The 13589-nt window shown below is 70.9% G+C and carries 8 protein-coding genes and 1 pseudogene; 5 read left to right on the top strand and 4 right to left on the bottom strand.

Going from position 1 to position 13589, the window contains the following annotated elements; translation table 11 throughout:
- Nucleotides 1-168: 168 nt before the first annotated feature.
- The gene (locus D0D37_RS43020; RefSeq protein ID WP_116206322.1) at nt 169-3033 is read right to left on the bottom strand and encodes an FAD-binding and (Fe-S)-binding domain-containing protein; all 2865 of its coding nucleotides are present in this window, start codon (nt 3031-3033) and stop codon (nt 169-171) included.
- A 129-nt stretch (nt 3034-3162) separates the two neighbouring features.
- Between D0D37_RS43020 and D0D37_RS43015 the strand changes: the two genes are divergently transcribed.
- Both D0D37_RS43015 and D0D37_RS43010 read left to right on the top strand, forming a co-directional pair.
- Complete coding sequence (locus D0D37_RS43015; protein WP_116206323.1) at nt 3163-4428, top strand: hydroxyacid-oxoacid transhydrogenase; 1266 nt, start codon at nt 3163-3165, stop codon at nt 4426-4428.
- Between the two features lie 16 nt (nt 4429-4444).
- Entirely contained in the window at nt 4445-5779 is a 1335-nt protein-coding gene (locus D0D37_RS43010) for an MFS transporter (RefSeq protein WP_116206321.1), read from the top strand.
- Here the strand turns inward: D0D37_RS43010 and D0D37_RS43005 are convergent.
- On the bottom strand, nt 5772-6662 hold the full coding sequence (locus tag D0D37_RS43005) for an alpha/beta fold hydrolase (RefSeq protein ID WP_116206320.1): 891 nt from the start codon (nt 6660-6662) through the stop codon (nt 5772-5774). The genes D0D37_RS43010 and D0D37_RS43005 overlap by 8 nt on opposite strands.
- A gap of 57 nt (nt 6663-6719) precedes the next feature.
- On the opposite strand from D0D37_RS43005, the gene D0D37_RS43000 reads away from it, so the two are divergent.
- Nucleotides 6720-7499, top strand: coding sequence for a helix-turn-helix domain-containing protein (locus D0D37_RS43000; RefSeq protein WP_116206319.1), 780 nt, complete (start codon nt 6720-6722; stop codon nt 7497-7499).
- Here D0D37_RS43000 and D0D37_RS42995 read toward each other — a convergent pair.
- Together D0D37_RS42995 and D0D37_RS48960 are read right to left on the bottom strand one after the other, a co-directional pair.
- On the bottom strand, nt 7489-8925 hold the full coding sequence (locus D0D37_RS42995) for a prolyl oligopeptidase family serine peptidase (RefSeq protein ID WP_116206318.1): 1437 nt from the start codon (nt 8923-8925) through the stop codon (nt 7489-7491). The two genes, D0D37_RS43000 and D0D37_RS42995, sit on opposite strands and share 11 nt — an antisense overlap.
- Before the next feature lie 49 nt (nt 8926-8974).
- Nucleotides 8975-9565, bottom strand: a pseudogene (locus D0D37_RS48960) (prolyl oligopeptidase family serine peptidase); the annotation flags it as partial.
- Nucleotides 9566-9794: 229 nt separating this feature from the next.
- Between D0D37_RS48960 and D0D37_RS42985 the strand changes: the two are divergent.
- Together D0D37_RS42985 and D0D37_RS42980 are read left to right on the top strand one after the other, a co-directional pair.
- A complete protein-coding gene (locus D0D37_RS42985) occupies nt 9795-11087 on the top strand; it encodes an NAD(P)/FAD-dependent oxidoreductase (RefSeq protein ID WP_116206317.1) in 1293 nt (430 codons plus the stop codon).
- Nucleotides 11088-11108: 21 nt separating this feature from the next.
- Nucleotides 11109-13151, top strand: coding sequence for a prolyl oligopeptidase family serine peptidase (locus tag D0D37_RS42980; protein WP_116206316.1), 2043 nt, complete (start codon nt 11109-11111; stop codon nt 13149-13151).
- Nucleotides 13152-13589: the final 438 nt, after the last annotated feature.

Below are 13589 nucleotides of genomic sequence, written 5' to 3'. Positions count from 1 at the left end.
ACGGCGACCCCATCGGCCACATCCGCCTCGACCACACCAAGCGATACCAAGGCACCCTCACCCCAGCCGCCTAACATGAGACACAACAACCGAGACAACCCCGCGACAGAACAACCGAGACACAACAGGGAATCAGAGTCCCTCAGGGTTCCCCTCACGGACCACGGCTCACTCCGTACTGATCCCCAGCGCACGCGCGGTCAGCGAAGCCAGGTGAGCGGGCTGGCGGTTAGACAACTGCCGAATCTGCGTCCGGCAGCTGAACCCGTCCGCGTGCACCACCGTGTCTTCCGACGCCGCTCGCAACGCAGGCATCAGCTGATGCTCGGCAACAGCGACCGAAACGTCGTAATGCCCCCGCTGAAATCCGAAATTCCCCGCCAGACCGCAACAACCCTCCCGCAACACCTGCGTCTGCGACGACAACCGCCCGAGCAGTGCCGAGTCGGCGTCATAACCGAGATCCGCGTGCTGATGACAATGGACCTGGGTAAGCACCGGAGCCGAGGACTTCTCCAGAGCGGGAAGCTCCCTCTCCCCCAAATGCTCCGCGAATGTCCGCACGCTGCGTTTCAGCAAGCCAGTCCGCGAATCCTCCGGCAGCAGCTCGGCACCGTCCTCCCGCAGGGTCGCGGTGCAGCTCGGTTCCAGGCCGATCACCGGAATCCCCTCCTGAAGCCAAGGGTCGAGCGCGTCCAGCGACCGGCGCAGGACCCGGCGTGCCGCGCCCAGCTGGCCGGTGCTGTGCCAGGTCAGTCCACAGCAGACAGTCCGCTCCGGGATGACCACCTCGTGGCCCAGCGCTTCCAGCACGGCAACCGCGTCCCGGCCGACCTGGGGGTCGAAGAAGTTCGTGAAGGTGTCCGGCCACAGGACGACCTTCGACGACGATGCCTTCCGCTCCCGGCGACGGAACCACGAAGCGAACGTGGGCGAAGCGAGCTGAGGCAATTCACGTTCGGCGGCTATCCCGCCCAGGCGGTTCAAAGCCGGTCGAAGCGGACCTGAGGCCACGGCGTTGATCGCCCGCGCGAAAGGGGCACCCAGCCGGAGCCATCGCGGAAGCGCGCCCATCGTGTAGTGCGACATCGGGCGAATCCGCCGCTCGTAGTGGCGGCTGAGGAATTCCGCCCGGTAAGAAGCCATGTCGACGCCGACCGGGCAGTCGGATTTGCACGCCTTGCAGCCGAGACAGAGATCGAGTGCGTCGCGGACCTCCGGGGAACGCCAGCCGTCCTCAATGACGTCTCCGGCGAGCATTTCGAACAGCAAGCGCGCCCGGCCGCGGGTCGAGTGTTCCTCCTTGCCGGTGGCGCGGTAGCTCGGGCACATCATCCCGCCGGACGCCGACACGCATTTGCCCACGCCCACGCATCGGCGCGACGCCGCGGCCAGGTCGCCGCCGTCCGCGTGCAGGGCGAGCCGGGCGCGCGTCGGCAGGACCGGCGGGGCGATGACCGTGCGCAGGTCTGCGTCCAGCGGTGCGGGATCGACGACCCGGCCGGGGTTCATGCCGCTCGCGGGGTCGAAAGCGGCCTTGAAGTCGGCGAAAGCCTGCATCAACCGTGGCGAGAACATCAGCGGCAGGAGTTCGGCTCGCGCCTGGCCGTCGCCGTGTTCGCCCGAGAGGGAGCCGCCGTGGGACACGACGAGTTCCGCGGCCTCGACCATGAACGACCGGTAGGCTTCCTTCGCTTCCGGTGCGGCCATGGGGAAATCGATCCGCACGTGGAGACAGCCGTCGCCGAAGTGGCCGTAGACCACGCCTTTGCGGCCGTGTTTGTCCAGCAGCAGGTCGAATTCGCGAAGGTACGCGCCGAGCCGGTCCGGCGGGACCGCGGAATCTTCCCAACCCGACCAGGCCTCGGATCCGTCGGCCAGTCGCGTCGCGAGGCCTGCGCCTTCCTCCCGGATGCGCCAGAGTTTCCGTTGCGCAACGGGATCTTCCACCACCAAGGCAGTAGCGCCGACCTGCGGCGCGCGGGCGGCGACCTGGTGGGCGACAGCCACCGCCTCAGTCGCGTCGTCGCCGCCGGTTTCCAGGTACAGCCACGCCGTTCCGTCCGGCAGGGTGCTGCGATCGCCGGGCTTCCGGGCATCCAGGGCGGCGACGAGACCGGCTTCGATGCCTTCCATGGTGAGCACCGGAAGGTCGAGCAGCGAAGGGACCGCGTCAGCGGCGGCGATGCTGTTCTCGAAGCCCAGCACGGCGAGGGCGCGCGTCGCCGGGACCGGGGCCAGGTTGACGACCGCGCTCAGCATCGTCGCGCAGGTTCCCTCGGAGCCGACCAATGCCTTGGCGACGTCGAAACCGTTCTCCGGCAACAGGTATTCGAGGTTATACCCGGAAACTCGCCGAGGCAGCTTCGGGTAGCCGAGCCGGATGTCGGCCAGGTACTCGTCGCGCAGGTCTCGCAGGCCGCGGTACAGCGCGCCGACCGAATCCTCGCGAGCGCACAGCTCTTCCAGCTCGGCCGGAGAGGTGGGGCCGACCTCGAGGCGGGTCCCGTCGAGGAGGGCGATATCCAGCGCGCGGACGTTGTCGACCGTCTTGCCCCACGCCACCGAATGCGAACCGCAGGCGTTGTTGCCGATCATGCCGCCGATCGTGCACCGGCTGTGCGTCGACGGGTCCGGACCGAAGGTGAGCCCGTGTTCGGCGGCCCGTTCGCGCAGCCGATCCAGCACCAGACCGGGTTCGACGCGCGCGGTGCGGGCGGCGGCGTCGATCTCCAGCACGCGGTTGAGATGCCGGGTGAAGTCCAGGATCACCGCGCGGTTCGCGGCCTGTCCGCCGATGCTCGTCGCCGCGCCGCGAGGGAGGACGGGCGCGCCGTGCTCCGCGCACACCTTCAGCGCCGCCACCACGTCTTCGGCGCTGCGCGGCCGCACGACGAGCAGCGGAAGGTGCCGGTAGTTCGACGCGTCGGTGGAGTGGGTGGCGAGCGTGGCCGGGTCGCCGGCGACTTCGCCGGACACCGCCCGCGCGAGTGCTTCCTGCAGTGCCGAATGCGTACGGACTCGGGCCGGCATGGGCGTCTCCTGGGAAATCGGGGGTTCACAGCGCCGCGGTCCTCGGGCTACCGTGAAGGCTCGCCACATAGTGGATATAGCTTCCACATGTTGTCAACATCGACGTGAGGAGTGGTCTCCTTGACCGACATGCCCCGCAACGAAAGCGTGTTCACCTGGGCAGCGCCCCCGCTGAAGTTCGGTGCCGGCGCGCTCGACGAGCTGGGCGCGGAGGTGGCCGCGCGGCAGGCCAGGTCGTGCCTGATCCTCACCGACCCCGGCGTCCGCGCCACCGGCATCCCGGACCGCGCGCTCGACTCGATCCGCGCGGCCGGCGTGAAGAGCGAGATCTTCGACGGCGTCGGCGTCGAACCGACCGACGCGAGCATCGACGAGGCGGTCGCCTATGCCCGCCAGCAGGAATGGGACTGCTTCGTCGCGATCGGCGGCGGCTCGGCGATCGACACCGCCAAGGCCGTCAACCTGCTGACCACGCACCCCGGCGAGTTGCTCGACTTCGTGACCCCGCCCATCGGCGCGGGCAAGGCGCCGTGGTTGCCGCTGAAGCCGTTGATCGCCGTCCCGACCACCGCGGGCACCGGCTCCGAATCGACCACGATCTGCGTCGTCGACCTGCTCGGCCTGCACCTCAAGGCCGGGGTGAGCCACCCGTCGCTGCGCCCGTCGCTGGCGGTCGTCGACCCGCGCACGACGATCAGCCTGCCCTCGGCGGTGACCGCCGCCAGCGGCATGGACGTCCTGTCGCACGCACTGGAGAGCTACACCAGCGTCGCGTTCGACGCGAAGCCCGCGCCGGAAGAGCCGATGAAACGACCGGCTTTCTGCGGCTCCAACCCGATCAGCGACGTCTGGTGCGAGATGGCGTTAACGTTGGTGGGCAAGCATTTGCGCGCCGCTGTCCTCAATGGACGCGATCTGACCGCGCGCACCCAGATGGCGCTCGCGTCCACCTACGCCGGAACCGGTTTCGGTAACGCGGGCACCCACCTGCCGCACGCGAACGCGTACCCGATCGCCGGAGCGGTGAAGCAGTACCGCGCCGAGGGTTACCCGGAAATGCCGATGGTCCCGCACGGCCAGGCGGTGTCCGCGACCGCCGCCGAGGTGTTCCGCTGGACCTATCCAGCGTCGCCGGAACGGCATCTGCACGCCGCGCATCTGCTGTCCGGCGGGCAGACCTTCACGACTACGGACGGCGCCGACGCCCTCCCGCACGTGCTCACCGAGCTGATGGCCGACATCCAGATGCCGAAGGGACTGCACGCGTTCGGTTACGGCGACGAGGACATCGACACCCTCGTCGACGGCACGCTCAAGCAGACCCGTCAGCTGGCTGTCGTGCCCCGTCCGGTCACCCGGACCGCGCTCGAAGACATCTTCCGCCGATCGCTGTGACCACCGGGAGTTATCAATGGCGACAACTCCTGAGAAAAGCACCGACGTCCGCCTGGTGGTCGCGTCCAGCGTGTTCGGCACGACCGTCGAGTGGTACGACTTCTTCCTCTACGGCACCGCCGCGGGACTCGTCTTCAACAAACTGTATTTCCCCGGCTCCGATCCCCTGGTCGGCACCGTGCTGGCCTTCGCGACCTTCGCGCTCGGATTCCTCGCCCGCCCGGTCGGCGGGTTCATCTTCGGCCACCTCGGCGACCGGATCGGGCGCAAGAAGATCCTCGTCGCGACCATGCTCATCATGGGCACCGCGACCTGCCTCATCGGGCTGCTGCCCGATTATCAGATGATCGGACCGGCCGCCCCGATCATCCTCGTCGTCCTCCGCCTGGCCCAAGGCGTGGCCGTCGGCGGCGAATGGGGCGGCGCCGTGCTGATGGCCACCGAGTACGCCCCGCCCGGGAAACGCGGTCTCTACGGCAGTTTCCCGCAAATCGGGCTGGCCATCGGGCTCACCCTGGGCACCGGCGTGCTGGCTCTGCTCAACGCGGTCACCAGCGACGCGGCGTTTCTCTCGTGGGGCTGGCGCATCGGCTTCCTGCTCTCCGCCGTGCTGGTCCTGGCCGGCCTGCTGATCCGGGTCAAGGTCATGGAAACCCCGGCCTTCCGCACCATGGCGGCCGAGGAAGGCACCGCCACCGTGCCCGCGGTGGAACTGGTCCGCGACCGGCTTTCCCGGCGGCATTTGCTGCTGGGCATGGGCAGCCGGTTCACCGAGGGCGTGGCCTTCAACGCCTGGGCGGTCTTCGTGATCTCCTACGGCAGCGGAACGCTGAAACTGGACCGGCAGCCGCTGCTGGTCGGCGTGATGATCGCGGCCGCGGTGATGGTGGTGTTCATCCCGGTGTTCGGCCGGGTGTCCGACCGGCTCGGCCGACGGCGGACGTTCACGACCGGAGCCGTGACGACGCTGGTGCTGGCGATCCCCGCACTGGCCGCGCTGCACAGCGGAAATCCCGTGCTGATCACGCTCTCTTTGGTCGCCGTGCTGGGCATCAGCTACCCGGTGATGTACGGCCCGCAAGCGGCGTTCTACGCCGAACTGTTCCCGATTTCGCGGCGGTGCACCGGGATTTCGGTCGTCTACCAGCTTTCCGGCGTCGTGGCGTCGGGCCTCACCCCGTTGATCCTCGCCTACCTCGCCGGGAAGACCGGCACGACCGGCATCCTGATCTACCTCGCGGCGACGACCGTGATCAGCGTGGTCTGCACGCTGGCGATCCGGCAAAGCGACCTGTTCGTCGACGACGCCCCGGTTTCCCGGCCGGTGAAGGAGGTCCCCCGCTTCACCTGAGCGACCGCGTTCCGGGCGGCTGGACCGTCGCCCGGAACGCGTCGATCGCTCCAAGAACCCGCACCCGGTCGTCCGGCCGGAGGTACAGGCAATGCCCCGCGTCAGCCAGGATTTCCGCCTCGGCGCGCGGGACGAGCCGCCGGAGCTTCGCCGCCGCCGCGACCGGATCGTGGACGACGCTGCGGCCGCCGAACAGCGCCAGCACCGGCGTCCGGATCGCGCGGAGGGCGTCGTCGGGCGGGCAGGTCTGGAGCGGGATCCGGGCGCGGTACGTCCGAATCCCGGCGACGACCACCTGCGCGGCGGGCTGGTCGAACACGTCCTCGCCGGCTGACCAGGCCACGAAGCGCCGCCAGTCGCGGTCGCGGTTCAGCACCATCGCCGTGAGAGCGCGTCGTTGAGTGGCCGCCGAGAACTTGGCGCTGACTGTTGTCGGATCGAGGAGGCAGAGCGCGGCGAGCCGGTCCGGGGCATGGATCGCCTGGTTGACCGCGTGCCAGCCACCGGTCGAGCCTCCGACGAGACAAACGTCGGTGAGCCCGAGTCCGGCCAGGACGTCGTCGAGGCCGAGCGCGCGGTCGCGGAGGTCGGCGAACGGCCTGGTCTGCACACTGCGTCCGGCCTCGCCGAGTGTGTCGACGGCATAGACCGGGCCGTCGAGCCCCGGGACCAGCGGCGCGTAGCAAACCGACGTGGCCATGAGGCCAGGCAGGAGCACGATCGGGCGCTCCCCTTCGCCGAAGCGGTAGACGCGGGCGGAGCCGTGACGGCACGCGACGTCGAAAACCTCGTCGGGCGGCGGACACTCCCGCAGCGCCTGGTCGTAAACCGCGAAATAGCGTTGCTGCGCCTCAGGATTCTTGAACCGGCCGATCTTCTTCATGCCCGGAACGCTAGGCCGACCGGCCCGGCCGGTCTTGGACGAAAGTAAGATGGCGGCATGGCAGAGTGGTCGCTCGTCGTCCCGCGCCGGGAAATCACGACCGCACGGGGACGGCACGTCTTCGGGGGTTCGCGAGTCCCGGGCGTCCTGGACTACGCGGGCCACGAGTTCCCGGATTCCGCCGCGATGCCTTGGCGGGTAACGCCTTTGGGCGCGATCACCATGATCCTGGACTTCGAACCGCCAGTCCGGTCGCTGCCGCTTTCGCCGGTTTTGGGCTTGCGGGACCGCCCTCTGCTCGTGTCGCAAGCTGGGCCCGCACGGGGAATCACCGTCGCGCTGGCCCCGCCCGCGGCGCACGCGCTGTTCGGGTTGCCGCTGCGGCTGCTGGCGAACGCGAGCGTCCCCGCGTCCGACCTTCTCGGCCGCGACGCCGGCCTGCTGACCGAACAGCTCGCGTCCGCACCCGGCTGGGCCACGCGATTCGCCCTGCTCGACGACTTCCTGCTCCCCCGCGTGCTGTCCGGCCCTCCACTGGCTCGGCCAGCGCAGGCCGCGTGGCATCTGCTGACGTCCGCACCGGCCCGCGTCGACGCGGTGGCCGCCGAAATCGGCTGGACGCGGCAGCATCTGGCCGTCCGCTTCCGCGAGCAGATCGGCCTCTCGCCCCGGACCGCGGGGCGGATCGCCCGCCTGCACCGCGCGGTGTCCCGGATCCCCACCGCCCGCTCGTGGGCGGAATTGGCGATCCGCTGCGGGTACGCCGATCAATCCCACCTCAACCGCGATTTCCGCGGTCTGACCGGGTGCACGCCGACCGAATACGTCACCGGCTGAGTGCGGCGCGCGGCACCATCCCGAACCGTTTCATCAAGAACGCGAGCCAGTGCGCGGCCTGGACGACGCTGTCGGACCTGCTCGTGGCGGTCCCGTGCCCGACGTCGTCCCAGACGCGCAGCAGCACCGGGGCGTCCGTCTCCGGCGCGGCCTGCATCCGCGCGACAAACTTCCGCACCTGACCGGGCGGGCAGGCGACGTCCGCGCCGCCGGCGTGCACATAAAGCGCCGGATAGCTCGTGTCCTGCTCGACGAGCTGATACGGCGACATGCCGGCGAGCCGGGCCACGTCGTCCGGATCGCCGAGGTCGCCGTACTCCGCGCTGATGGCGAACCGCCCGTACGGATGCCGATGGCAGCCGAGGACGTCCAGGACCGGGCATTGCGCCACCACCGCCGCCCACAGGTCCGGACGCTGCGTGCAGGCGATCCCGGCCAGCATCCCGCCGTTGCTCCACCCTGTGACGGCCAGCCGCTCGCGCGTCGTGACGCCGGTGGCGAGGAGATGTCCGGCGATCGCGTAGAGGTCGTCGAAGCTGTTTTGCTTGTGCGCGAGGCGCCCGGCGTCGGCCCAGTCGGAGCCGAGGTCGCCGCCGCCGCGCTGGTGGGAGATCGCCAGCGCTCCCCCGGCCGCGACGAACGCCGCGACCGGCCCGGGGAATTGCGCCGGCCAGGCGACCCGGCCGCCGCCGTACGCGGTGATCAGGGCTGGGACCGCACCGTCGGCGCCTTCGGGCAGCACGAGGTGGTACGGCACGCGCGTGCCGTCCGCGGATTCGGCCCAGCGCAAGGAAACCGTCGCGCCCGGCAGGTGCACGCGCGGGGCTCGCAGGGTGTCGACCTCGCCGGAGCCGAAGCGGTAGCGGTACAGCCCGGGCGACGAGGTGGGTGTCGAGAAGACGAACACGAACTCGTCCGGATGGCCGTCGGGAGCCAGCGCCGCGCTCGGCAGCACGTCGAGCGGCAAGGCACCTCGGCCGGGCAGCGGCACTTCCTCCAACTCCCGGCCGGCGCGGTCGAAAACCCAGGCGCGCGCCTCGGCGTCGATTGATCCGGTCGCCACCAGCCGGTCGCCGATCAGCCGGACCTGGCTCAGCACGCGCCCGGATTCCGGAACCAGTTCGTGCCAGGCCGCCGGGTCGCCGGGATCCGGCCCGGCGAACTCGATCGCGACGATCCGTCCGCGCGGGGCGTTGTGGTTGGTGACCGCGACGTACCGGTCGCCGTCGACGACGCCCGCGACCGACGCTTCGACGCCTTGGACGAACGGCCGCCACTTCCGGTCCGGCAGGTCGCACACGTACTGCGGGAGCGGCCACACGGCGGTCGCGACGGCGTGCCTGCCGTCCGCGGCCACCTGGACGGCAGGCGCGTTGGCGACGTCGACCGGTTCGGGTTCCGCGGCGGGCTCCTCCCCCCAGCGCATGGAAATACGCGCGGAAGGCGAACGATTCCGCGGACAGGTCGCCCGCGGTGTAGAAGAACCCCGAACTGTCCGGCAGCCACTGCGGGGCGACCAGCGGGCCCATCGTCGGATGCGGGATCCGGTCGGCGAGCCGGTCCCCGGTTTCCGTGTCCAGCAACCGGATTTCGCCGAGTTCGGACCCGTCCGCGCAGACCCCGCAGGCGAGCGTCTTCCCGTCCGGGGCCGGGGAGAACCACGACACCTGCCGGTTCCCGTCGCCGTTGGGGTCGTACAGCACCCGGCCCGGGCCGTCCGCGGCGTCGGAGACCACGAGAACGGCCCGCTCCGGGTAGTCCGGTCCGGGGAGCCGGTCGAGGCGGAACCAGCGGCCGCCCGCGAAGCGCGGCGCCGGTTCGACCATCCAGTTCGGCGAACCGGTGCCGTCCGCGACGCATTCGCTTACCAGCTCGCGAAGCGCGGCCAGATACGGCCATTCTTCGACGTACGCGTCGGTCAGCGAGTTCTGCGCGTCCTGCCAGGCTTTCGTTTCGTCGGTATCGTCCTCCAGCCAGCGGTAGGGATCGGGGAAACTGAGGCCCGCGACGGTGTCGAGGGTGTCGACAGTCCTCGCCGCCGGGTAATCCAGCCGTTCGCCCGTCATCGTCCCGTCCTTCCCGCATCCTTTGTGGACGCTCACAGTAGTGCGCCGGACGCGGCCGTGACCCGTCACGATTGCCGCATGTTCCGCCGTGCTGTTGCGGCACAAGTCGAACAGCGCGCTCGTCCGACAAATGTCGCGGGCTCGCCGCCGAACGTCCGGTGAAAGCCGGATGCCCCGGCCGTTCGAGCACGCCGACAATGGCCGGACTCGGCGGGAGAAGGAGCGGACCATGGCCACGGACGTTGTGGTGATCGGCGCGGGCGTCATCGGCGCGTCGATCGCGCTGGAACTGGCCCGGGGCGGCAGGCGGGTGACAGTCGTCGACAAGGCGGGCGGGGCCGGGCACGGTTCCACGAGCGCGTCGAGCGCGATGGTGCGGTTCAATTTTTCCACCCTGACCGGGGTCGCCGCGGCCTGGGAAGCGCAGTTCTGCTGGCGGTCGTGGGCCGGGCACCTCGGCTGCGACGTCGCCGAACCGGCGCGGTTCGTGCGCTGCGGGATGGCGATGCTGGACGTCGATCTCCTGCCTCGGCAAGCGTATCTGCCGCTGTTCGAGGAAGTCGGGGTGCCGTTCGAGGAATGGTCCGCCGAGGAGCTGCGGGCACGGATCCCGGGCATCGACGCGGGCGGGTACTGGCCGCCCAAGCGCATCGACGACGACCGGTTCTGGCGGGAAGCCGAGGGCACGCTCGGCGCGGTCTACACGCCGGACGCCGGGTTCGTCAGCGACCCGCAGCTGGCCACGCAGAACCTCGCCGACGCGGCGCGGGCGCACGGCGCCGAATTCCGGTTCCGCGCCACCGTGCGCGGCGTCGAGCAGGCGAACGGCCGGGTGACGGCGGTGGTGCTGGACGACGGCGCCCGGATCCCGTGCGGGGCGGTGGTGAACGCCGCCGGTCCGTGGTCAGGCCGCATCAACGAACTGGCCGGCGTCGGCGCCGACTTCACCGTGGGCACGCGGCCGCTGCGCCAGGAGGTCGCGCACGTCCTCGCCCCGGAGGGCTTCCGCTCCGGGGAAGGGATCGCGGTCGCCGACCTCGACCTCGGCACCTACCTGCGCGGCGAGCCCGGCGGCGGGCTCCTCGTCGGCGGCACCGAGCCGGAATGCGATCCGCTCCAGTGGGTCGACGATCCGGACTCGGTCGGCCCGCATCCGACCATGGCCGTGTTCGAGGCACAGGTGACCCGCGCCGCGCGCCGGTTCCCGGCATTGCCGATCCCCAACCGCGCCCGCGGCGTGACCGGGGTCTACGACGTCGCCGACGACTGGACGCCGATCTACGACCGCACCGCGCTCGACGGGTTCTACGTCGCCATCGGCACCAGCGGCAACCAGTTCAAAAACGCGCCCGTGGCGGGCAAATTCCTGGCCGCGATCATCGAGCACACCGAACGCGGCGGCGACCACGACGCGACCCCGGCCCGGTTCGTCGGCGAGCACACCGGACGGGAGATCGACCTGTCCGCGTTCTCCCGCAAGCGGCCGGCGAACGCCGGGAGCTCGGGCACGGTGCTGGGCTGACCCGGAGAAAGGACGAAACGAGTGAACTCCATCGAACCGCCGGCCACCCGGACCGGGCCCGACGTCGACGAGGCGGCCGGGGTCCGGTTCCCGGATCCGTACCGCTGGCTGGAGGACGACACCGCCGAGGTCCGCGCCTGGCAGGACGCGCAGGGCGCCGCGGCGGCCGCGTGCGTCCGGGACTGGCCGCATTTCGACCGGCTGCGGGAACTGGTGGCGCACTACGATTCCGAACGGTTCGCCGCCGTGCCGCTGGCGGCGGGCGGGCTCTGGTTCCGGACCGGATCGGACGCCGGACGCACGGTCGCGCTGGCAGCGAGCGAACCGTTCGGCGAAGGCCGGGTCGTGTTCGATCCGGCGGCGGAGAACCCGGCTGAACCGCCGTACCTCTCCTGGATATCGCCTTCGCCGGACGGGACCGTGCTGGCGGTCGGCGTGTGCGCGGACGGCAGCGAGCGCAACACCATCCGGCTCGTGGACGTGGCGAGCGGCGCGCTGCTGCCGGACGCGCCGGTGCAGGTCCTCAAGGACAGCTGGACCGGCGGCGCGAGCTGGCTGCCGGACTCCTCCGGGTTCTATTTCACCGGCGCCGGCGACGATCCGGCCGGGCTCGCGCACCAGATCTGGCTGCACCTGCGGCGCGGAACTCCGTCGACGGTCGCGATCGAGGCGCCTTGGCTGCCCGGCGACGACTATCGCGCGATCGTGGCCTACGACCGTACTTTGGTCGCAGTGCAAGGCATGCTCGCCCCCGTGCCGGCCGCCGTGGCTCCCCTGGCGGACCCGGCGGCTCCGGAGTGGCGCGAATTCGTCACCGACGCTTCGCAGAGCCTCGCCGGTTTCCTGGACGGCGACGAGTGGATCGCGGTCACCGACGCCGCCGCGCCGCGCGGCCGGGTGGTCGCGGTCCGTCCGGACAGCGCCGATCCCTGTTCGTGGCGCACGATCGTGCCGGAGTCGGACGCGGTGATCCGGTCCGTGCGCCCGGTGGGCGACGTCCTCTACGTCGCGGAACTCGTCGACACCTACGCCCGGCTCCGGATCGTCGGCCGCGACGGAACGGTGCACGGGACAGTTCCGTTGCCGGGCAAGGGCGCGCTCGGCGAACTACCGCTGGCGATGATGAACATCCTCCGCCCGTCCTCCTCGGACGCGCTGGTTTTCGGCTTCTCGACCCTGACCAGTTCGTGGGGCGTCTACCGGTGCCGTCCAGGCTCCGCGCGGCTGGAGACGCTGCGGGAGCCCGAAGTGCGGCTGGAGGATTGCGTCGTCGAGGACGGCTGGGCCGTTTCCGCGGACGGCGCCAGGGTGCCGTATCACCTGGTGCGGCGGCGCGACGTGCCCGCGGACCGGCCGCGTCCGGTGCTGATGTGGGGCTACGGCGGGTTCGGCGCGCCCTGGGTGCCGCAGTTTCCCGGCACGATGGCCGCGTTCGTCGCGTCCGGCGGGGTGTTCGCGCACGTGCACCTGCGCGGCGGCGGCGAACTCGGCCGGGACTGGTGGGAGAACGGCAGGCTCCAGTCCAAACAGAACTCCTACGCCGACCTTTACGCGATCGCCGAAGCTCTCATCGCCGACGGGGTCACCAGCCCGGAGTTGCTGGCCCTGACCGGCGGTTCGGGCGGCGGCCTCCTGTGCGGCGTCGCCGTGACGCAACGGCCGGAACTGTGGCGGGTCGTCGCGCAGCGCGTGCCGCTCCTCGACCTCATCGGAGCCTGCCGGGACCCCTACGGCCGATTCGTCGTCGACGGCGAATTCGCGCGAGCAGACGACCCCGGCGAGATCCGCCGCCTGGCCGGGTTCTCGCCATACCAGCTCGTGCGAGACGGGGTCCGCTATCCGGCGGTGTTCATCGAAGCGGGCGACACCGATCCGCGCTGCCCGCCGTGGCACGCGCGCAAGTTCGCCGCCCGCCTGCAGGCGGCGAGCGACGCACCGGTGTACGTGCACGTCTGGCGCGGCGCCGGGCACGGCTGGGCGACTGGCGAAGAGATGCGGCTCGTGCAGGCTACGGAGTGGCTTGCGTTCGTGGCCAAGACGCTCGGGATGGTCCCGCCTTCGTGACGGGGGCGGGGACGATGCGCTGGGTGCCTGGCAATTCCGGCGCGGCGAGCGGCTCCCGCCATGTCGACCCGCTCGCCACGGCTGGCGAGGTGCCGGACGCGCCTGGGTGACCGGCAAAGAGGACCGGCTCACTCCGGCCTCCGTAACGGTTCGCTCTGGCGGCCGACACACTCGCGAGGGTGCGCCGGTGGGGCGAACGTTCGCCCCACCGGCCCTTCACCGCCGCCCGCTCGCCGAACAACCCCGGCCCAGCAAGCAGACCCCAGCCCGCTCGCACCGCACCTGACGAGGCGCCGGAGCGACCAACGAGGGCGAGCCCGGCGCGCGACCAAGCCGCAAACCGGCCCACCCTCGCGGCCCGCACACCAGCAACACCGTCCGGCCAAGCCGACCACCACCCCCCCCGTCCCCCCCCCGGCCCTCCCCCCCCCCCCCCCC

This window comes from Amycolatopsis circi, from assembly GCF_003385235.1.
Classification (GTDB): Bacteria; Actinomycetota; Actinomycetes; order Mycobacteriales; family Pseudonocardiaceae; genus Amycolatopsis; species Amycolatopsis circi.
This window is presented reverse-complemented; position numbering and strand designations above follow the sequence as displayed.